At 31.6% G+C, this 21,689-nt stretch carries 15 protein-coding genes and 4 tRNA genes; 7 read left to right on the top strand and 12 right to left on the bottom strand.

Annotated elements, in window-relative coordinates:
• The first annotated feature begins 259 nt into the window (after nucleotides 1-259).
• The 6 genes from L0U77_RS01430 to L0U77_RS01455 all read left to right on the top strand — a co-directional run bounded on the left by L0U77_RS01430 (nucleotide 260) and on the right by L0U77_RS01455 (nucleotide 7,111).
• Nucleotides 260-1,783, top strand: coding sequence for an aldehyde dehydrogenase (NADP(+)) (locus L0U77_RS01430; protein ID WP_233896871.1), 1,524 nt, complete (start codon nucleotides 260-262; stop codon nucleotides 1,781-1,783).
• Between the two features lie 167 nt (nucleotides 1,784-1,950).
• The gene (locus L0U77_RS01435; RefSeq protein WP_193699611.1) at nucleotides 1,951-2,958 is read left to right on the top strand and encodes a 4-hydroxyproline epimerase; all 1,008 of its coding nucleotides are present in this window, start codon (nucleotides 1,951-1,953) and stop codon (nucleotides 2,956-2,958) included.
• 36 nt (nucleotides 2,959-2,994) lie between these two features.
• A complete protein-coding gene (locus L0U77_RS01440) occupies nucleotides 2,995-3,267 on the top strand; it encodes a DUF3781 domain-containing protein (protein ID WP_198912825.1) in 273 nt (90 codons plus the stop codon).
• A gap of 28 nt (nucleotides 3,268-3,295) precedes the next feature.
• The gene (locus tag L0U77_RS01445; protein ID WP_233883790.1) at nucleotides 3,296-4,543 is read left to right on the top strand and encodes an NAD(P)/FAD-dependent oxidoreductase; all 1,248 of its coding nucleotides are present in this window, start codon (nucleotides 3,296-3,298) and stop codon (nucleotides 4,541-4,543) included.
• A 44-nt stretch (nucleotides 4,544-4,587) separates the two neighbouring features.
• Nucleotides 4,588-5,889, top strand: a complete 1,302-nt coding sequence (locus tag L0U77_RS01450; RefSeq protein WP_233896869.1) for an aminopeptidase P N-terminal domain-containing protein — start codon at nucleotides 4,588-4,590, stop codon at nucleotides 5,887-5,889.
• 1 nt (nucleotide 5,890) lies between these two features.
• Nucleotides 5,891-7,111: a M24 family metallopeptidase gene (locus L0U77_RS01455; RefSeq protein ID WP_233883788.1), complete on the top strand. Its 1,221-nt coding sequence runs from the start codon at nucleotides 5,891-5,893 to the stop codon at nucleotides 7,109-7,111.
• A gap of 270 nt (nucleotides 7,112-7,381) precedes the next feature.
• Here the strand turns inward: L0U77_RS01455 and L0U77_RS01460 are convergent, their stop codons facing one another.
• From L0U77_RS01460 to lhpI, 5 genes are all read right to left on the bottom strand, one after another.
• Nucleotides 7,382-10,411 (bottom strand): aminotransferase class III-fold pyridoxal phosphate-dependent enzyme, encoded by a 3,030-nt coding sequence (locus L0U77_RS01460; protein WP_233900644.1) that lies wholly within the window; start codon nucleotides 10,409-10,411, stop codon nucleotides 7,382-7,384.
• 6 nt (nucleotides 10,412-10,417) lie between these two features.
• Nucleotides 10,418-10,930, bottom strand: coding sequence for a GNAT family N-acetyltransferase (locus tag L0U77_RS01465; protein WP_233899672.1), 513 nt, complete (start codon nucleotides 10,928-10,930; stop codon nucleotides 10,418-10,420).
• A gap of 5 nt (nucleotides 10,931-10,935) precedes the next feature.
• A complete protein-coding gene (locus tag L0U77_RS01470; RefSeq protein ID WP_233900645.1) occupies nucleotides 10,936-12,921 on the bottom strand; it encodes an MGH1-like glycoside hydrolase domain-containing protein in 1,986 nt (661 codons plus the stop codon).
• Nucleotides 12,922-13,128: 207 nt separating this feature from the next.
• On the bottom strand, nucleotides 13,129-14,196 hold the full coding sequence (locus L0U77_RS01475) for a proline racemase family protein (RefSeq protein WP_233900646.1): 1,068 nt from the start codon (nucleotides 14,194-14,196) through the stop codon (nucleotides 13,129-13,131).
• Nucleotides 14,197-14,224: 28 nt separating this feature from the next.
• Nucleotides 14,225-15,184 carry a bifunctional Delta(1)-pyrroline-2-carboxylate/Delta(1)-piperideine-2-carboxylate reductase gene (lhpI, locus tag L0U77_RS01480; RefSeq protein WP_233883779.1) on the bottom strand — a complete coding sequence of 320 codons (960 nt, stop codon included), beginning with the start codon at nucleotides 15,182-15,184 and terminating at the stop codon, nucleotides 14,225-14,227.
• 135 nt (nucleotides 15,185-15,319) lie between these two features.
• Here lhpI and L0U77_RS01485 point away from each other — a divergent pair, with 135 nt between their 5' ends.
• The gene (locus tag L0U77_RS01485; protein WP_233900647.1) at nucleotides 15,320-16,630 is read left to right on the top strand and encodes a S28 family serine protease; all 1,311 of its coding nucleotides are present in this window, start codon (nucleotides 15,320-15,322) and stop codon (nucleotides 16,628-16,630) included.
• Nucleotides 16,631-16,784: 154 nt separating this feature from the next.
• On the opposite strand, the gene L0U77_RS01490 is transcribed toward L0U77_RS01485, so the two are convergent.
• From L0U77_RS01490 to L0U77_RS01520, 7 genes are all read right to left on the bottom strand, one after another.
• Nucleotides 16,785-18,785: a protein-disulfide reductase DsbD family protein gene (locus tag L0U77_RS01490; RefSeq protein ID WP_233898170.1), complete on the bottom strand. Its 2,001-nt coding sequence runs from the start codon at nucleotides 18,783-18,785 to the stop codon at nucleotides 16,785-16,787.
• Between the two features lie 28 nt (nucleotides 18,786-18,813).
• Nucleotides 18,814-19,260: a protein-disulfide reductase DsbD domain-containing protein gene (locus L0U77_RS01495; RefSeq protein WP_233883775.1), complete on the bottom strand. Its 447-nt coding sequence runs from the start codon at nucleotides 19,258-19,260 to the stop codon at nucleotides 18,814-18,816.
• A 145-nt stretch (nucleotides 19,261-19,405) separates the two neighbouring features.
• Nucleotides 19,406-19,478 (bottom strand) — tRNA-Met (locus tag L0U77_RS01500).
• A 260-nt stretch (nucleotides 19,479-19,738) separates the two neighbouring features.
• Nucleotides 19,739-19,821, bottom strand: a tRNA-Tyr gene (locus L0U77_RS01505).
• Between the two features lie 51 nt (nucleotides 19,822-19,872).
• Nucleotides 19,873-19,945 (bottom strand) — tRNA-Lys (locus tag L0U77_RS01510).
• 1,295 nt (nucleotides 19,946-21,240) lie between these two features.
• Nucleotides 21,241-21,492: a 30S ribosomal protein S20 gene (gene rpsT / locus L0U77_RS01515; RefSeq protein WP_101918076.1), complete on the bottom strand. Its 252-nt coding sequence runs from the start codon at nucleotides 21,490-21,492 to the stop codon at nucleotides 21,241-21,243.
• Between the two features lie 35 nt (nucleotides 21,493-21,527).
• Nucleotides 21,528-21,599 (bottom strand) — tRNA-Glu (locus tag L0U77_RS01520).
• Nucleotides 21,600-21,689: the final 90 nt, after the last annotated feature.

Below are 21,689 nucleotides of genomic sequence, written 5' to 3' on the forward strand. Positions count from 1 at the left end.
AATATTTTTAATATAAAATTATAAAATGTTAGATAATTATAGTACCCTTTAACAAATCATTGCCTTATTTATAAGGCAATGATTTGTCGTTTTCAATATCTTTTAAAACATCTTTGAAATATCTTTTTTAACAAAAAAGTAACGACAAATTTATAAATATTTTATGTACCTTTAAATGCTTAAAAGAACATTTTGAGCCATCATAAAAAATAGTAAACCATAAAATGTTACCACACATTTTAAAAAAAACTAAAATAAAATGATTACAGGAAAAAATTATATAGGAAATCAATTAAAAGCATCAGGAACAACGACGCATAAAACCGTAAATCCGAAGTTAAATGTACAAAATCCAACAGATTTTTATCAAGCAACTTTAGAAGAAGTTAATGAAGCTGTTGAATTAGCTGATAAAGCCTTTAAAGTATATCGTAAAGTTTCAGGAGAAAAAAGAGCCGAATTTTTAAACGCAATTGCCGATGAAATTTTAGTCTTAGATACTGAACTTACAGATATGTATATGTTAGAATCTGGTTTGCCAGAAGGAAGAGCACAAGGAGAAAGAGGAAGAACCGTTGGACAATTAAGAGCCTTTGCTGATTTAGTTGCCAAAGATCAATGGAGAAATGTAACCATCGACCAAGCAATTCCTGATAGACAACCATTACCAAAATCAGACCTTAGAAAAACATCAATCCCTTTAGGACCTGTTGTTGTATTTGCAGCAAGTAATTTTCCATTAGCATTTTCTACCGCAGGTGGAGATACCGCTAGTGCCTTAGCTTCAGGATGTCCTGTGATTGTAAAATCGCACGCAATGCACTCTGGAACTGGTGAATTAGTAGCATCAGCAATTATTAAAGCAGCCGAAAAAACAGGAATGCCAAACGGTGTATTTTCAAACATTACAGGTAGCGGAAGAGTTGTCGGAAGCGCCTTAGTAAAACATCCGAAGGTAAAAGCAGTAGGTTTTACAGGAAGTATCGCTGGTGGTAGAGCACTTTACAATTTAGGAACACAAAGAGACGAACCAATTCCAGTATTTGCTGAAATGGGAAGTATCAACCCAGTAGTTGTAATGCCTAATGTTATCAAAAATAAATCGGCAGAAACTGCTACTACATACGCAGGTTCAATAACTGTTGGAACAGGTCAATTCTGTACCAATCCTGGATTATTATTAACCATCGCAGGAGAAGATACCGATGCTTTTGTTAAAGATTTAGCAGAAAAAACAACCGCAATCGCATCACAATGTATGTTGCACCCTAATATTAAAGAAGGATTCGTTTCAAATGCGGAAATCGTAACTTCACAACCTGGTGTAGAAGTTGTTGGCAAAATTGAAGGAGATCTTCAAGCTAACTTTGCTCCATCAACAATATGTGCCGTATCAGGAGCTGAATTTTTAGCAAATCCTAAAATGCATACCGAAGTTTTTGGTCCTTTCTCTTTAGTGGTTAAAGCAAAAGATCAAGAAGAATTATTAGCCGTTATTGACGGTTTAGAAGGACAATTAACAGGTACCGTTTTAGCCGAAAAAGAAGATTTTGACGCTTTACCAGCCGTAACGGACGCATTACAAGCTAAAGTTGGAAGAATTATTTTCAACGGAGTGCCAACTGGTGTAGAAGTTTGTGAATCAATGACCCATGGTGGTCCTTACCCTGCTTCTTCAGATTCTAGATTTACAGCCGTAGGTTTAGGAGCTATTAAAAGATGGGTACGTCCTTTTAGTTTTCAAGATTGGCCAACCGAATTATTACCTAGCGAATTAAAATAACATTTAAATTAATATAAATTAACACTTTCTTTAGATGTTAAAACAAGTAAACACATACTTTTAAACATCTTAAAGAATTGAAAAACAAACCAGCTTCGTTTTCTTGATTAAAGAAATTTGAAGGGTTTTTTCTAAGAAAGGAAACAAGCTGGCTATTCAATTTTACTATGAGAAAAACATTTTTTTGCGTTGATGCACATACTTGCGGAAATCCCGTGAGAGTTGTAGCAGGTGGAGGTCCAAATTTAATTGGAGCAAATATGAGCGAAAAACGTCAGCATTTTTTAAAAGAATATGACTGGATTCGCAAAGGTTTAATGTTCGAACCACGTGGACATGATATGATGAGTGGAAGTATTTTATTTCCACCTCACAATCCTGAAAACGATTTTGGAATCTTATTTATTGAAACCTCTGGATGTTTGCCAATGTGCGGACACGGAACTATCGGTACAATAACCATCGCTATTGAAGAAGGTTTAATTATTCCAAAAATTCCTGGAAAAATTAAAATGGAAGCACCTGCTGGTTTGGTAAATATCGAATACGGTCAAACAGGTAAAAAAGTAGATTGGGTACGTTTAACAAACGTAAAAAGTTATTTAGCAGCCGAAAATTTAACCATCGATTGCCCTGAATTAGGCGAGATTACTTTTGATGTTTCTTACGGAGGAAATTATTACGCTATTGTTGATCCGCAGAAAAATTTCTCTGGAGTACACGATTTTACCGCAAGTAAAATAATCCAATATTCGCAAGTTGTTAGAGATCGAATCAATGAAAAATATCCTGATATGTTTATTCATCCTGAAAATGATACCATCAGAGATGTAACACACATGTTATGGACAGGAAATCCTATTGATCCAACTTCTTCTGGTAGAAATGCCGTATTTTATGGTGATAAAGCCATCGATAGAAGCCCTTGTGGAACAGGAACTTCAGCAAGATTAGCACAATTACACGCCAAAGGAAAACTTCAACTAAAAGAAGAATTTATTCACGAAAGTTTTATCGGAAGTAAATTTATTGGGCGTGTAGAAGAAGAAACAACCTTAAACGGAAAACCAGCAATTATACCAAGTATTCAAGGTTGGGCTAAAGTTTTTGGATACAATAATATTATTATTGATGATCAAGACGATCCGTATGCACACGGATTTCAAGTAATATAAAAAAATAGCTTCAATCTTAAATTTGGAACTTTAAATTTGGAAATAAACAAATATAAAATAGTACTAAAACATTGCTATACCGAGCTTGTTTATCCACGGATAAATAAAAAGCTCGGTACCGCATTTTCTAAATTTGAAATTGAAACACTTATTCAAAAAGTGCTGGAAGATACACCTTTAGAATACTACGAAAAAATAGGTAAAAATTTCTACGTAACCAGCAAAAAACATCTGATTACCATTACAATTAACGCAAGTACTTTTAGAATTATTACCGTAAATAGTATCAGTAAAAAGAGTAAATTTTAAAAATATCTTAAACAATAGATTCAAATAAATGTCAAAAGAAGTAGTAATTATTGGTGGAGGAATTATAGGCTTATGTTCAGCGTATTACCTTCAAAAGGAAGGACATAAAGTTACCGTTATTGATAAATCTGATTTTTCAAGCGGTGCCTCTTATGTAAATGCAGGATATATTACGCCAAGTCATATTATCTCTTTGGCGGCTCCAGGAATGATTAACAAAGGAATTAAATGGATGTTTGATTCAGAAAGTCCTTTTTCTGTAAAACCTCGATTGGATTATGACTTTGTAAAATGGTCATGGCTCTTTAAAAAAGCATCTACCAAAGAAAAGGTAGAAAGTTCTATCAAAACTATAAAAGATATCAACTTATTAAGTAGAGAATTATACGAAGAAATAAAAGCTTCCAATGATTTTGATTTCTTTTATCAGCATAAAGGATTGTTAATGTGTTATCAAACCGATAAAACAGGCGAAGAAGAATGGATTACAGGACAACGTGCCATTCAAGAAGGCTTAAATGTTGAGAATTTATCCAAAGAACAAGTACTGAAATTAGAACCAAATGCAGGTTTAAATATTAAAGGTGCCATTTATTATCACACGGATTCACACATGACTCCAAATGAATTTATGCCACAATTAAAACGATATTTAGAGAAAAATGGCGTTACAATTTTAGCCAATGAAGAAGTACTAGACATCAACGTAACTGGCGATAAAGTAACCTCTCTAAAAACAAATAAACAAGAATTTACTCCTGATGAAATAGTTGTTGCAACTGGCTCTTGGTCGCAAATTCTAATGAAAAAATTGAACACTACAATTCCTATTCAAGCTGGAAAAGGATACCGAATTAATGTATCTCAAGAAACAGGAATTACCATTCCTGCCATTTTAATGGAAGCAAAAGTTGCCGTAACACCAATGAACGGTTTTACACGTTTTGCAGGAACTATGGAAGTTGATAAAATTAATACCAACATCAATAAAGTACGTGTAAATGCCATCGCAAAAGCAAGTGAACGCTTTTATCAGAATTTAAAAATTAGCCAGAAAGAAATTGACGATGTAGCCTCTGGATTAAGACCCTGTTCGCCTGATGGATTGCCATATATCGGACGTTTATCAAAAGTGAAAAACGTAACCGTAGCAACAGGACACGCAATGATGGGATGGAGTTTAGGACCCGCAACAGGAAAATTAATATCCGAAGTAATTTCTGATAAAAAAACAAGCCTCGATTTAAGCCCGTTTCATACAGAAAGATACGCGTAAAATACGCTACACAATAAATTAAAAGCACCTGAATCAATAATACTATGCGTTACGAACAAATTAATAACTCGTTATTTATAGAAAATAGAAAGCGTTTTACAGCCAAAATGCAACCCAACAGCATTGCTATTTTAACATCAAACGATGTGAAACACAACAATGCCGATGATGTAATGGGATTTGCACAAAATAATGACCTTTTTTACCTTTCGGGAATTGACCAAGAAGAAACTATTTTAGTGCTTTATCCTGATGCTTATAAAAAAGAAAATCGCGCGATTTTATTTATAAAAGAAACCAGTGAACTTATCAAAATTTGGGACGGTGAAAAATTAACCCAAGAAAAAGCTACTGAAATTTCAGGGATTTCAAGAGTAATTTGGAACAAAGATTTTGAAAACGTTTTACAAGCAATGGCTTTTGAAGCCGATGCCTTTTACTTAGGACATAACGAACATTATAAACGTGCCACTAGTAATCAACAAACCCAACAGGATAGAATGATTCAATGGTGTAAAGAAAAATATCCATTACACACCTATTATAGAGCAGCAAAAATCACCCGTGATTTACGTCCTGTAAAATCAACAATAGAACACGAATTGACGCAAAAAGCAGCGGATATTAGTGTACAATCTTTTTCTCGTATTTTAAAAGCCTGTAAACCTGGCAAAAATGAATACGAATTAGAAGCAGAATTAACCTATAATTTAGTGAAATCTGGAGCTTCACATCACGCTTTTCAACCGATTGTTGCTTCAGGACAAAACGCTTGCGCTTTACATTATAACACCAATGATTCGGTTTGTAAAGACGGTGAAATGATTTTACTTGACTTTGGCGTTTGCTATGCAAATTACAATAGCGACACCACCCGTTGTTTTCCTGTAAATGGAAAATTTTCAGAAAGACAAGCCGCTGTTTATACGTCTGTTTTACATTGTTTAAAAGAAGGAAGTAAACTTCTAAAAGCTGGAATTTTACCTGCCGATTATGAAAAAAACATGGCTAGTTTAGTGGAAGCAGAATTAATAAAATTAAACTTATTAAATGCTGATGAAGTAGCAAATCAAGATCCTGAGAAACCTTTATATAAACAATATTTTATGCACGGAACAGCCCATTATTTAGGGTTAGATGTGCATGATGTTGGTTTATATTCTCGTCCTTTTGAAGCAGGAATGATTTTAACCTGCGAGCCTGGAATTTATATCGCCGAAGAAGGAATTGGTTGTCGATTAGAAGATGATTACCTAATTACAGAAAATGGAAACATCAATTTAACGGCTAAAATGCCTATCGAAATTAAGGATATTGAAGCATTAATGAATACTAAAAAAAATTAGAATGAATACATTTGGAATCGGAGGTTCTACCATAGAAGCAGAATTAAATGCAATAACTCCAACGGCTCACTTAGTTGAACCGATTCAAAAAGAAGAATTTCAACAAAGAATAAACAAAGCTTGCCAATTGATGAAAGATCAAAATAAGCAAGCAATGTATTTACACGCTGGAACAAATTTATTCTATTTCACAGGAATGAAATGGAGTTCAAGCGAACGAATGGTGGGTGCAATTTTATTTCAAAATGGCGATTTGCATTTTATCGCGCCAAAGTTTGAAAAAGGAACAATTTTAGATTTCATGCTGATAAAAGGCGACGTAAATTGTTGGGAAGAACACAAAAGCCCTTATAAATTATTTACTAAAATTCTAATTCAAAATAACGTAACCGAAGGTATTATTTTGATGGATGAAGCAACGCCTTTCTTTATTGTTGATGGTATCAATAAAAGCAATACTTCTTTTACTTTAGAAAGTGCAACGCCAATTACGGCAGGTTGTAGAATGATAAAATCAGATGCTGAAATTGCTATTATGCAACATGCTATGAACATCACTTTAGAGGTTCAAAAAGCAGCAGCACGTATTTTAAGAGTCGGAATTTCAGCTAAAGAAGTAGAAGATTTTATCCACGAAGCACATATTCGTTACGGTGCAACTGCTGGTTCATATTTTTGTATTGTATTATTTGGTGTCGATTCTTCATTTCCTCATGGTGTAAAAACGCCTAAAAATTTAGAATTAAACGAAATTGTATTAGTAGATACAGGTTGTGTATTACACAATTATATTTCTGATATTACAAGAACCTATATTTTTGGAGAAGCGGACGATTTACAAAAATCTATTTGGAATATCGAAAAAGAAACCCAACAAGCGGCTTTTGATGCTGCTCAATTAGGGAATGTTTGTGCTGATATTGATGCTGCTGCCAGAAAAATGTTAGAAAGTCATCAGCTTGGACCAAAATATGCTTTACCAGGTTTACCTCACAGAACTGGACATGGAATTGGTTTAAATATTCATGAATGGCCGTATATTGTTAAAAATGACAATACCGTTTTAGTCGAAAAAATGACCTTTAGTAATGAACCAATGATTTGTGTTCCTAATAAATTTGGAATCCGCCATGAAGACCATATTTATATGACAAAAAATGGTCCAAAATGGTTTACAGAACCAATGCATACTATTGAAGATCCTTTTGGAATTTCAAAATAAATTTTAAAAAATTACACTAAATTTATAATGATATTTAACTGATTTTATAAAAAAAAACGCAACTCTTTATCTTTAGAAGTTGCGTTTTTTAATTTTATACAGTTTTAAAAATTATTTAAATAAAAACTATCTAAAAAACAAGCAGTAATTTAGTAAATAGACTTAGCCCCGATTGTAGCAATTGTTTGAGCTCCTTTTTTGATTTTTCTTCAAAAAAGAGCGAGTGCGGAAAGCGGGAAATAGCTTCAAATAATTCTTGTTTTTAGAGCATTAAATAGTCTTCATAAAATCTTCTTTTAATATTTTATTCAGATAAAAAAGTACTTCTTCGGCATTTTCTTTAGAAAAAATAATAGGCGGTTTAATTTTTAAAACATTGTAATCAGGACCATCGGTACTCATTAAAATTCCATGATCTTTCATTCTATTTGCGAGATAATCGGTTTGAGAAGCCAACGGATTTAATGCAGAATCTACAAATTCAATTCCTAAGAAAAGCCCCTGCCCTCTTACATCGCCAATAATTGGAAATTCTTTAGAGAGTTCTTTTAATTCCGATTTTAAATATTCGCCTACTTCCAACGCATTTTCTTGTAATTTATCACGCTTTACCGTGCGAATTACTTCGGTTGCAATGGCACAAGAAACAGGATTTCCGCCAAAAGTATTAAAATATTCCATGCCGTTTGCAAAAGCATCAGCAACTTTTTGAGTACAAGCAACCGCCGCAATTGGATGCCCGTTTCCTAAGGGTTTACCGATCGTTACGATATCAGGAACTACATTGTGAAGTTGAAAACCCCAAAAAGTTTTACCCATTCTTCCGCAACCAGTTTGAACTTCATCAGAAATACAAACACCGCCAACTTTTCTTATTTTTTGATATGCTTCAGATAAAAAACCTCTTGGTAATTCTACCTGACCGCCACAACTAATAATCGGCTCGATGATAAAAGCACCTACATTTCGTCCTTTTTCTTGAATCGTGTCGATACATTTTTGAACTTCGTCAGCGTATTTTTTTGCGGTATTTTCACCTCTATATTTCCCTCTAAAACTATCGGCTAAAGGAAATATTTGCGTAAATTCAGGAGCGCCACTTCCTCCTTTTCCATCAAATTTATATGACGAAATATCAATACACATATTCGAATTTCCGTGATAACCGATTTCACTTGCAATAATATCTTTTTCGCCTGTAACAGCTTTTGCCATTCGAATTGCTAATTCATTTGCTTCACTTCCTGAGTTTACAAAATGTAACACATTTAATTCAGGCGGTAACGTTTCAATCAGTTCTTTAGCTAAATTATTGATATTTTCATGCAAATAACGTGAGTTTGTGTTAATTAAACTCATCTGATTTTGCCCAGCTTTGACAACATTATAATTTTCATGCCCAACGTGCGCAACATTATTTACGGTATCTAAATATTTATTTCCAAATTGGTCGATTAAATATTGCCCCGCTCCACGCACCATTTTTATAGGTGTTTTATATTGCAAACTTAAACTTTTCCCTAAATGTTGTTTTCGATACTTAATTAAATCGTTGTTTGAAATCGTATTATTTTCGGCTAATTCATCAGATTTAAAAAGCAAATTCGGGTTTGGGCAAACACTTTTCCAAACCTCTATTTCTTTTAAATATGCCACGCCTGGAAAATCTGTATTTAAATCAAAAAGTGATAATAATACTTGAAAATGTAAATGAGGAACCCAGTTTCCATTTTCTGTATAATCTCCAAGTTCGGCAATTTTCTCACCTTTTAAAATTCGGTTGCCTACTTGATGTTTTTGCACACTTTCGGGCGTGTTATGTCCGTATAAAGTGTAAAATTCAAAATTATCAGCTTGATGTTTTAACACCAATAATCCACCGTAATTTTTATCGCCTTGATTATCCGAAGAAATAACAACTTCGCCCTCTAAAATAGCGTGAACAGGCGTGTTTTTTGTCAACCAAAAATCGGTTCCTAAATGAATTGTTCGGCTTTCTTTTCCGTTATTTCCTATTTTTTGATACGCATCAGCAGTATAAAAAATACGAGGTTCTAAATAACCACCGCCAATAATTTTTGTAGGATTTTCTTTTTGTAATTCATCAATTTTAAATTGAAAAAGTGCTAAATTATTTGCTTCTTTTTCATGCCCAATCCAAGTACTTGAAACACTTAAATCAACAGGATAAATAATATTTTTTTGAATCGTTGGAAATAAATTTCTTAAAGAAAAAGTATGTTGTAAACTCCAATTTTCGAACTTTTTTTCATTCGGATGCGCTGTAAAACCACAAGCAATTCTAAAATTATATTCGGCAAAATCTGGATGAATTTCACGCCATTTTTCAAGGACTTCCCAAGCGGGTTTTTCGCTTATCAGCAAATATTTATTATTGGGTTCTTGAATTTTATTAATTGCCGATTTTGTAACCGAAATCACCAATCGCATGGCAATCGCATCGTATAAATGCGCCAATTCTTTTTCTTGTAAAGGAAAATTTTGATGATAGCCTTTCACAATATCTAACGAAGCTTCCAACGGCTCGTTATGATTCATAATCGTATAGGCACACGCAATGGCAACATCATTAATTATTTGTGTATAAATCGCATCGCCGTAATCAATTGCTGCTTTTACTGTTGGATTTACAAGCTCTTTTGATACAATAACATTGTTATCATTCGCATCATTATGAACCACCGATTTACGCAAAGAATCATACCTTTCTTTATTGTTTTCAAACTGATTTTGAAAATAGCTAATAATTTCTTTTTGCTCGTTTTCAAATAAATTGATATGTTTTTTTGTCCAAAGTGATTGTGCAACATCCCACACAAATTCTCGTTTTGCCTGTGGATGTTCAAAACCATGTAAAGCTTTAGTTAACAATCCGCATTGTTCACCTAAACTAAAACGTAAACTATCTAATTGCGGATTTACAGATGACCAAACTCTACCTGAAATCCAACTTAACAAACGAACTTTTCGAGCATTTCCGAAAGCGTCAATTATCGTTGAAATTACGTTTCCTTCAATATCTTTTATAACTTTTGGAGCAATAATTTCAGCATTATTTTCGGCAACATATTGTAATAATTTCTGTTGAAAATCCAAATAATTCTCTTCTTCATTTGGGCGAGAAATTTTTAAAATATATCCTTCTGAATTTGGTGTTTTTATTCGGAAATTAAAATCTAATTCCCCAGGTAATTCTGTAGCGACTCCTTTAATATTATAGGTTTTAAAAAGAATTTCCGCTGCTTGTTCAGTCGATATTTTTATTTGAGTATAGTCCATTTTTTCTTATGATAATAATTTTTCATAACCGAGTCTAGTAGCACCACTATCTAAAGTAATAATACCACAATAACTGTAATTTATTTTTTTTAAAATATATTGCATTCCTAAATTATCTGTATGAGTATCTATTCGCATTGAATTAATCGCTTGATTTTGTAATAATTTTTCACAATAAGTTATAATCATTTCGGCAATTCCTTTACGAGTACAATTTTCTGCCACCGCAACACGATGAATAACGCCATAAGTAGCATCAGTAGTGGTTAACCACGTTCCATCAATTGAATTATAAGCTGATTCTTTAGAGGTTGTAAACATAAAAGTAGCTACAATTTGTTGTTCTTCATTTTCTAATACATAGCTCTCTTTATTTTCGATATCCTTATTGATTTGGGCTTTATCAGGATAACCATCTTGCCATTGATCAATATTTAAAGATGCTAAATATCGTTGAGCATAATGAATGATAGTCATTATATTTTTTAAATCATCAGTAATAGAATGTCTTATTTTCATAAAAATTAATCTTTTTGTAATAACATGATTATATGTGCAGCACTCCAGCTAAAATTTTCAGCATTTAAGCCTTCTCCTGTTAAAGGATGATAATTTTCTCTAATAGATTTTCCTTTTCCAAGTACACCTTCAGCTCCTTTTAAAATTTGAATAGTTGCTTTATCGGCTTCTTTATCAAAACCATAATTACGTAAACCTTTTACACCAAAATAAGCCTGATCTAACCAATTAGGACCACGCCAATATCCTTTTAAAGGATTGAATTTTTCATGATCGGCACTCATAGTTTGAAAAGGTACTTTTGTGAAAAATTTCTTAGGATTCATCATTTTATTTTTAACAGCTTTTGCTTGTTCTTGTGTTGCTGCATTTGCCCAAAGTGCTGTCCATCCTTCACTTCCTTCACCTTTAATAAATGTTTTTCCGTCTAAAGTAGTATCGTAAAACCAACCATCTATTGGGTCGTAAAATTGTGATTGAATTATCAATTTTAACTTTTTAGCTTCTTTTTTAAAATTGTCAGCCTCTTTTTTGTTTTCTAAAATAGTGGCTAATTCTGATAAAAATAATTTCTCAGCATATAAATAAGCATTTAAATCTACTGATTCTTGATTGATTGAATAAGCTCCTTCTCCATTTTTTAAAATTTCAGAATTGTCAAAACGAATGGCATTATCCATTCCGCTCTCCCACTTTGCAGCAATTAAACTTCCATCTGTAGAACCATATTCACATAAACCATCTTTATCATGATCACGCTTATTATACCACCATTGATGATATTTTTTTAACTTCGGATAAAATTCTTTTACAAAAGAAATATCTTTATCTTTTTTATAAATTTTAGTAATTGCCCATGCAGATAATGGTGGTTTTGTATCACGATAATTATGTTTTTCAATTAAAGTATCTCTGTAAATACAATCTACAATAAAACCATCTTCACCTTGAAGATTAAACATTGCTTTGATTTGTTTTTTAGCTAAATCAGTATTGTAATAAGATAAACCAACAGCGTGTTTCCATGAATCCCAAGACCAAAAACCGTGAAACCATTTATAATGATAACTAGGAAATAAACCTTCATCTTTTAATTCTCCAGCAGGAATTCTCCAATTATTTTGTAAAGTTACTTGTGTTTTTGCTAATACTTCAGCGTATTTATGATCATTAAATTGAGTTTTTCTATTTTTTATTAACGACTGTAATTCGGTATTTTTTTCTAATTTTCTATCTTTTAAAACAGTATCAAAATTGATGTTTTGGATATTCTTTCGTTCTTTACCCCAAGAATATTCTTTAAAAATAAATGATTGAGAAATTATAAATTCTTTTGTTTCATTTGGCTTTAATACAATTTCTATTTCATTTGAAGTGTAAATACTGTCTGTTGATGCTGTTAAAAGTATATATTTAGGAAAAATAATATGACCTACAGCATTTGTTAAAGCTGATTTAATTGTTAAATTATTTTCTTTTACTGATAACTTCAATCCGTCAGCTAATAAGTCTTTATTTTTAAAGCTATAATTAATCGTTTGTACTGAATTGCTTTTATTTTTTAATCTTGATTTTATAATTGCTGTATGTCCAGAAGAAAAAACCAATTGTTGTTTTAGTTCTAATTTTTCTGATAAAAAAGTTTGTTCTAAATGACTGCTGTAACTTTCCGTATGGCTTAATTTCCATGCGGTATTTTTAACAATCAAGTTCGTTAATGAAGCACTACTCCAAACACCATTTTGTTGTGTCATTAAAAAAGGTCCTGAAAAACCTATAATATTTGTAGTTTCAGGAAAACTATATCCAAACCAAGCTCCTTGGTCAGAAAACATTAGGCCCTTTTTGTCAAATTTATGTTTAGGTGTAAAAACATAATTAAGTATATTGCTGTATAAAGTTGTTTCTACTTGTTTTTTATCTTCTTTCTGTTTACAACTTAACAAAATAATAAATAAGCTTACTACTAATATCTGTGTTTGTTTAATCATACTTTGTTTAAATTATTCATTTTATACCAATTTATACCAACTTATTAATTGTTTTATTTTGATGAAAATTTTATTTTTAATTGCTAATTATTGTTTTTTAGTGAAGTAATAAATATACTTCACTTTTTAGGAAAACTATATTATTTTTAAAAAAAAGCACAAAAAAGGTTGTCAATTAATATTGACAACCTTTTTATTTAGAATATATTATCGAAGAATAAACCCATCTTTCATTGGATCATTCGGGTCGATTACAAAAGTTTGCATTCCTGTAATATATGCTGTACCTTCTACTTGCGGAATTACCGCATTAAAAGAGCCGTAATCTTGTTCAGAAACAACAGAACCTATAAATACCGAATCTGTAATACTTTCAATACTCATTGTTTGATTAAAATCAATTTCGTTTCTTTTTTTATGAATCGCCATTCTTCCTGAAACCCCTGAACCTGTTGGACACCTATCAACTTCTCCTTCTGCAAAAATACAGACATTTCTACTATCGTTTCCTGAAGGCTGTTTGGTGTTATCAACAAAAATAGTTCCGTATAAGAAACTTAAATCAACTTCTAAAGGATGTGTAATTTCAGTATCATTTTGCATAACGGCGTGTTTAATTTTCATTCCGTTAGTAATTAAATCACGATAAGAATCAGTGCTTAAATCAAAATTAAAATTGTTTTTTGCCATATCGACATACGCATAAAAAGCACCTCCGTAGGCTAAATCATAGGTAATAGTTCCTAATCCTTCAACTTCCACTGTTCTATCTAAACCAACCACAAAACTCGGCACACAATGAAAACGAACCCCTATTACTTTGCCATCTTTTACATTCGTAAATGATGTAATTCGTCCGCAAGGAGCATCAATTTTTAAAATATTTTCACCTTCTTTTGCATCAATCCAATTCATTTCAACAGCTAAGGTTGAAATGGCAATAATCGCATGACCGCACATGGTCGAATAACCTTCATTGTGAAGAAATATAATTCCAAAATCTCCTTCATCATCATTGGGAGGCAATAAAATACAACCATACATATCAGGATGTCCACGAGGTTCAAACATTAAAGCGGTTCGTAAATTATCGAAATTATCTTTACAATAACGTCTATAATCTAACACCGAGTTCCCTTTTAATTCAGGAAATCCATCAATAATTACACGCAACGGTTCGCCGCCAGTATGCATGTCAATTGTTTTGATTTGTAACCAATCTTTATTGGGTTTAAAATCAGTATTTGAAAGTATATTTTGATATGTTTTACTCATTTTGACAACTTATTTTTACTGATCTTTTTTACTGATTTTTATGTTTTTTATAGTAATAACTCGCCGCTACTAAATCTTCTAAAGCATGTCCTACCGATTTAAAAACCGTAATTTCTTCTTCATTTTTACGCCCTGTTTTTTCACCAGAACATAATTCAAATAAATCTGCATTAATGTTTTCTTCTTTTAAAACGCCTGTTTGTAACGGAATTAAGATATCGCCACTTTCTTTTAATCCTCCTTGATAGGTATCAATATAAACTGAACCTTTCGTAATTACTTCATTATCAGCTTCACGCATATCTTTTTTATACGCTCCAACTAAATCAACATGTTGCCCTGCCTTTAAATATTTCCCTAAAACTAGCGGTGTTTTTGACAACGTTGCAGATGATATAATATCAACTTCGGATATTTTTTCTTCGATAGTTTTAACAGCAGTAATTGTAAAACTTTCATTTTTAAGCGTTTCACAAATTGCTTGTGCTTTGCTAAAATTACGTCCCCAAATAAATACATTTTTAATTGGACGAACCGAAGCGTGCGCTTTAATTAAGTTGATTGATAAAGATCCTGTTCCTAACATCAATAGTGATGATGAATTTTCTCTTGATAAAAAAGAAGATGCCAAAGCAGATGCTGCTGCCGTACGTTTTGCTGTTAAACTTTTTGCTTCTAAAATTGCTTTGATAGTTCCTTTTGTGGCATCTAAATAAATATACGTTCCGTTAATAGAAGGCAAATCAAACTGCTGATTTTCTGGACTTACCGTTACTATTTTTACCCCCGCATCTTTACTCGGATTCCAAGCTGGCATCAATAATAAGGTCGAATCCGCATTTACTTTTGGATTCGCAAAATCATGATGATGACGCATAGGAACCATCGTATCTTTTGATGAAAAAGAAGTTCTTAATTCAGCAACTAATTCTGAAAAATTAGTGTTGTTTTCGATAAAATTACTGTCTATTTGGATAATTGTTTTCATCTTCTAAAAATAGCTATTTTTAAACAATCCACCACATATTAACTACATATATACCAATATAAGCAATATACTTGTTAAAATAATATCAGAGCAAACACCATAAAGCCTGTATTTTTATCAAAAAATATTAATAAAGTGAAAAAACTACAATTATTCCTACTTGTATCTTTAGTCGTTTTTGCATCATGTAAAACAACTACAGAAAAAAAAATCGTATCATTTAAACAACAATTACAAACAACGTTTCCAAAAGCTCAAATAGATTCTATTGAAGCCAAAGATCATTTTACCGAAGCCTACCGAGTTGTTTTGAAACAACATTTAAATCCTAAAAATCCTTCGGAAGGAACTTTTGACCATTACATGTATGTTTCACATGCCGATTACAACAGTCCAACGGTTTTAATTACCGATGGATATGATTCTAGAAATAGAACAACTGAATTAAGTAAAGTATTCAAAGCCAATCAAGTAATTGTAGAATACAGAATGTATGGAAAATCAAGACCCGATTCTATTCCTTGGAAATATTTAACCAACGACAATGCTATTGAAGATTATCATAACATTGTTACCAAATTAAAAAGCGTATATGCTGGTAAATGGTTATCATCAGGAATTAGTAAAGGAGGAGAAACGACCTTAATTTATAAAGCTAAATATCCAAAAGATATTGATGTTGCCGTGCCGTATGTTGCACCGTTAATTAACGGATTAGAAGACCCAAGAACCAATGATTTAATCAATTCAGTTGGTAGCGACGAATGTAGAGCTGATATTAAAACTTTTCAAAGAGCCGTTTTAAATAACAGAAAAGAAGTTTTAGCCTTATTAGCAACACATGCTGAAACTAAAAAAATGAACTTTACGGAACTTTCTCAAGAAGAAGCGCTAGAATATGCTGTTTTAGAATTTCCTTTTTCTTTCTGGCAATGGGGAAGCGGAAAATGTGAAGATCTACCTTCAAAAGATGCTTCAGCAGAAGAATTATTCAACTATTTAAATAAAATTTCTGGTTTTTATGTTTATAATGATGCAGGATTCAATAAACTTTTGCCTTCTTTTTATCAGCATATTAGAGAATTAGGATATTATGGTTTCGATTTAGAACCTGTAAAAGATTTATTAAAAGTTGTTAAAAGTTCTAGTAATAGTAGATTTGCTCCTAAAAATGTAGATTTAACGTATAATCCTGAATACATTAAAGAAATCAGAAATTATATTGAAACAAAAGGTACAAATATTTTATATATTCAAGGAGCTTACGACCCTTGGGGTGCTTGTGGACCAACACCAAAAGAAGGCGTTGATGCATTAAAAATGGTTTTAGAAGGTGGTTCTCATGCGACTAGAATTAAAGATTTTTCAAAAGAAGATCAACAAAAAATTTACGCAAAATTACAAGCTTGGTTAGGAAAGGATGTAAAATTATATCCTTTAAAATAATTAAAATCAGCTTATATATGTGTTTTATTTATATTGATAAATAAAATTAGAACGCAATAGTATTCACAAAAAAACACTTTAGATATATCTAAAGTGTTTTTTATTTTATGCGATGCTACAATAAATTTAGCATGACTTTTCAACGTTAATTTGACTATTTCTTAAAGTTTGAAATTCCTTTTTCTAACCAATTAAAATATTCATTGGCATCTGGTGTGTAAGATGCTGGAGCGATTAAATTTGCTTCATCGTGTCCCATCAATACATAAAAAGGTTGTGAATTTGCCTTGTATTTTATGGTTTGTAATTCGCTCCATTTTTGCCCGATATATTTTAATTTTTTGTTCGGATTTAATTTAGAAACTACAATTTCATCTTCTTCTAATTTTCTTTTATCATCGACATATAGCGAAATTAGCACTACTTTATTCTTTAAAATATCCAATACTTTAGGTTGTACCCAAACATTTTGTTCCATTTTGCGACAGTTTACACAAGCGTGTCCTGTAAAATCGATCATTATAGGTTTTCCTACTTTTTTAGCATACGCTACACCTGTATCATAATCATGAAATGAAATGATATCATGTGGAGGCATTATATGCGCTCCTTCTGGTAAATTAACTAATTTATCAAGTTGAGGATCTGTATTTTTATTTCCAACAATCAAGGCATTTTGTTTGGTATATCCAACGCCATACGGAGATTCACTATAATATTGTGGTGGTGGAAAAGCACTTATTAAATTCAGAGGAGCTCCCCATAAACCAGGCAACATGTATAAGGTAAATGTTCCTACAACCAAACCAAAACACAATCTTCCTACGGATATATGATGCTCTGGGCTATCGTGCGGTAATTTAATTTTACCTAATAAGTATAAGGTTAATGCTCCAAATATAGCAATCCAAATAGCGATAAATACTTCTCTTTCTAAGAAATGTGCTTGTAATACTAAATCGGCATTTGATAAAAATTTAAAAGCTAAGGCTAATTCTAAAAATCCTAAAACAACTTTTATGGTATTTAACCAACCTCCCGATTTTGGCAATGAATTTAACCAACCAGGAAATGCGGCAAATAAAGCAAATGGTAATGCTATTGCTGATGAAAAACCTAACATTCCTACAATTGGTGCTACACCTCCTTTTGATGCCGCTTCAACCAATAATGTTCCCACAATAGGACCTGTGCAAGAAAAAGTAACAATCGCTAAGGCTAATGCCATAAAAAAGATACCTATTAAACCACCTTTATCTGCTTTTGCATCTACTTTTGTTGCCCATGAACTTGGCAAGGTAATTTCAAAAGCACCTAAAAAAGAAATGGCAAAAATCACTAAAATTAAAAAGAAAGCAATGTTAAACCAAACATTAGTGGATAATGCATTTAAAGCATCTGCTCCAAAAACCCAAGTAACAACAGTACCTAGCAAAACATATATGGCGATAATTGATACTCCATAAATAATAGCATTTTTAATTCCTTTTGCTTTATTTTTACTTTGTTTGGTAAAAAAACTAACGGTCATTGGAATCATTGGAAAAACACAGGGCGTTAATAAAGCGGCAAATCCTGATAAAAAAGCGATAAAAAATATAGCAATTAGTCCTCTTTTATCTTTCTTAGTTTCCTCTTTATTGACGGACTTTGTTGTTTCGGTAGTATTTTGTTTTTTTAAAACGGCTTTACTGATATCAAAAACTAAATCAATTTCTTTTGGAGGCAAACATTGCTCGTCTGTACAGGCAATAAATTCAACAAAAGCATTTACGGTTTTTATTTTTTGATTGGCATTGTTTATCGTTATTTCTTGTATGAAAACAGCCTTATTAGCGAATGATTTAATATTCATTCCTTGGTCACTAAAGAGTTTTGTAAATTTTACTTTTCCTTTTGGTTCTTTAGTATTTCCTATTATTTTTAAATCGCCACCGTTATCATCGTAGGTAAATGTTGTTGGAATAGGACCTCCTTTGGGTACATCTTGCGAATATAAGCTCCAGCCTTCTTTGATGGTAGCTTGCGTTATTAATTTATAATTTGAATCAGAAATTTTTTCGACTTTGGTACTCCATTGAATCGGGTTAAATATTTGACCTGAAACAGATACGTTAATCAATAACGTTAAAAATATGATATATATATTTTTCATTTAATTTTGAAATAAGTTTATTGGTTGATTAATTAATTTTAAAAGATAAAGCAACTTCCTCTGGAGGCAAACAGCTTTCTTTTGAGCATACCATATATTCAACGGTACCTTTTATGGTAAATTTTTCATTCGTTTTTAAGCGAACTCTTTGTGTAAAAATGGCTTTATTTTCAAAATATTTAATACGCATTTCAAATATTTCGTCATTTGCCACGAGTCCTTTTCCTTCTTTAGTATTTCCTTTTTTCATGTAACGTTTATCTCCTGTAAACGAAAATAAGGTTGGTATCGGTCCTCCTTTATCTATTTTTTGAGAATAAATATACCATTGATTTTCTAGTGTTGCCACGGCTATTAATTCACTTTCTTTATCAGAAATTTTTTCGACTTTGGTACTCCATTTTACAGGATTTTCTATTTGTCCATAACAAGTAACACTTATTATAAAAGTAAATAGTAGTATTAATTTGCTCATTATTATATGATTAATCGTTTTTATTCAATTTTTAGTAAAAATAACATCTTTCTACATCAAATAACGTTACATTAAATAAAATTTACTGTTTTAGACTTTTTTTAACAAAAAAAAGAGTAATCATTTCTGATTACTCTTTGTTTAGTAGCGGGAACTGGACTCGAACCAGTGACCTTCGGGTTATGAGCCCGACGAGCTACCTACTGCTCTATCCCGCGATTTCGAGTGCAAAGATACATCTTTTTATACTTACTAAACAAATAAAAGTTATTTATTTTTTTAGAGACTGTTTAAATTTTATTCAATTCGGTTTTATTGTAGAAAATCGAATCCGTCAACCTGAATTTAGCTCCGTTTTGCATTCTTATTAGCCAAAATTTTCAGCTTTTTAGGATAATTTATATCAGTTTTGAAATAAAGTTTTATTGATGAAATTTTAAGCACAAAAAAACCTCTATCAAAAAGGATAGAGGTTTTGTGGGGAGAGCAGGATTCGAACCTGCGAAGTCGTAAGACAACGGAGTTACAGTCCGTCCCAGTTGGCCGCTTTGGTATCTCCCCAAAGCTATAAAAAGATAAAAGCTTCTCTTATTAATAAGAGAAGCTTTTTAGTGACCGGGCTGGGGCTCGAACCCAGGACCCTCTCCTTAAAAGGGAGATGCTCTACCAACTGAGCTACCAGGTCATTATTTATCTCCTTAGCGGTTGCAAATATAGAAGCTATTTTTATATTTCACAAATTTTTTTAATAAAAAAACACTAAATTTAAAACAAAAAATGGAACAAGCTCATTATCTGTAGGTTAATTAACTATTAATTTTGACATAAATAATAGTTCCTGAAATAAAGACAGTAAAAAACAACTAATTATATAAGAGCCTGTTTAAAAATACATAAACTGTCAGTTCGAGTGATTTTTTCCTTCAAAAAATTATATCGAGAACTTTTTTAGTATAAAATTCATCAATATAAAAGAATTCAAATTCTCGATACAATTTTAATTCCTTTTAGTCATTAAAATAACTCCAATTGATTAGAATCATCAAAAAAACTAAAAATGACAGTAAATCAGGATGCGAAACTGAACTAAATTCAGGTTGACAGATTCTATTTCTTATTTTTCTGTGATATTTTTTCAGATGAAATTTAAACAGGCTCTAACTTTAGCCAAGTCTTTTTTACTGGAAGAAATTTTAGATTATTTAGAGCCTGTTTAAAAATTACATAAACTGTCAGTTCGAGTGATTTGTTCCTTCAAAAAAATTATATCAAGAACTTTTTTAGTATAAAATTCATCAATATAAAAGAATTCAAATTCTCGATACAATTTTAATTCCTTTTAGTCATTAAAATAACTCCAATTGACTAGAATCATCAAAAAACTAAAAATACAATAAATCAGGATGCGAAACTGAACTAAATTCAGGTTGACAGATTCTATTTCTTATTTTTCTGTGATATTTTTTCAGATGAAATTTAAACAGGCTCTAACTTTAGCCAAGTCTTTTTTACTGGAAGAAATTTTAGATTATTTTAGAGCCTGTTTAAATTTTATTCCAAAAATTTTTGTAACATCAAAATAGTATGGCAAGGGGTTTTAACTCCTTACCGTCATTTTTTGCCACTATATTTTTTTCAGATGAAATTTAAACAGGCTATTAATAGTATTGCTACTAAAATAAATTCAGTTCATTTTTATTCAGAAGAAGAGAATATCAATCAGAAGTAGTACAATCAAAAGATTTTTACCCGAAACAAGCATTAAAAATTACCCTTTTCAAAGGAAATTTATTTTACTTCATAAAACGTAGAAAATAGATACTTTTAGAGTCTAATTTAAGAACACTATTCAATAATATTATACTTGATCCCTAAAATCACTCTTAAAATATTTTATACTATTCTAAAAAACAATTGTAAAAGAAAAAACGCTTCGATAAATCGAAGCGTTTTTTTAAAATTTTAAGAAAACTTAAATTCTTATAAAGAAGCTACATGTTTAGCTAATTTTGATTTTAAGTTAGAAGCTTTATTCTTGTGAATAATGTTGTTCTTAGCTAATTTATCTAACATAGATACAACTGTAGAGAACATCCCTTGTGCTTCTGCTTTATCTTCTGAAGCTTTTAATCTCCTAACAGCATTACGTGTTGTTTTATGCTGATATTTGTTTCTTAAACGCTTAGCGTCGTTACTTCTGATTCTTTTTATTGCTGACTTGTGATTTGCCATTATACTAAATTCTTAAAGGTTTATAAAAAACTTTGTAGTCCGTACGGGAATCGAACCCGTGTTACATGGATGAAAACCATGCGTCCTAACCCCTAGACGAACGGACCAAAACAATCTTTCTGATTGAGAATGCAAATATACAATAAATTTACATATCTACAATTAATTTAATTTTAATTTTTGAACTTCTGCTTTAA

The organism is Tenacibaculum piscium (assembly GCF_021390715.1).
Taxonomy (GTDB): Bacteria; Bacteroidota; Bacteroidia; order Flavobacteriales; family Flavobacteriaceae; genus Polaribacter; species Polaribacter piscius.

Bases quoted from the DNA above. Each gene is read 5' to 3' on its own strand.
- L0U77_RS01470 (WP_233900645.1), bottom strand. From the start codon at position 12,921: ATGATTAAACAAACACAGATATTAGTAGTAAGCTTATTTATTATTTTG.
- L0U77_RS01430 (WP_233896871.1), top strand. From the start codon at position 260: ATGATTACAGGAAAAAATTATATAGGAAATCAATTAAAAGCATCAGGA.
- L0U77_RS01465 (WP_233899672.1), bottom strand. From the start codon at position 10,930: ATGAAAATAAGACATTCTATTACTGATGATTTAAAAAATATAATGACT.
- L0U77_RS01450 (WP_233896869.1), top strand. From the start codon at position 4,588: ATGCGTTACGAACAAATTAATAACTCGTTATTTATAGAAAATAGAAAG.
- L0U77_RS01495 (WP_233883775.1), bottom strand. From the start codon at position 19,260: ATGAGCAAATTAATACTACTATTTACTTTTATAATAAGTGTTACTTGT.
- L0U77_RS01445 (WP_233883790.1), top strand. From the start codon at position 3,296: ATGTCAAAAGAAGTAGTAATTATTGGTGGAGGAATTATAGGCTTATGT.
- L0U77_RS01460 (WP_233900644.1), bottom strand. From the start codon at position 10,411: ATGGACTATACTCAAATAAAAATATCGACTGAACAAGCAGCGGAAATT.
- rpsT (WP_101918076.1), bottom strand. From the start codon at position 21,492: ATGGCAAATCACAAGTCAGCAATAAAAAGAATCAGAAGTAACGACGCT.
- L0U77_RS01455 (WP_233883788.1), top strand. From the start codon at position 5,891: ATGAATACATTTGGAATCGGAGGTTCTACCATAGAAGCAGAATTAAAT.
- L0U77_RS01435 (WP_193699611.1), top strand. From the start codon at position 1,951: ATGAGAAAAACATTTTTTTGCGTTGATGCACATACTTGCGGAAATCCC.
- L0U77_RS01490 (WP_233898170.1), bottom strand. From the start codon at position 18,785: ATGAAAAATATATATATCATATTTTTAACGTTATTGATTAACGTATCT.
- L0U77_RS01475 (WP_233900646.1), bottom strand. From the start codon at position 14,196: ATGAGTAAAACATATCAAAATATACTTTCAAATACTGATTTTAAACCC.
- lhpI (WP_233883779.1), bottom strand. From the start codon at position 15,184: ATGAAAACAATTATCCAAATAGACAGTAATTTTATCGAAAACAACACT.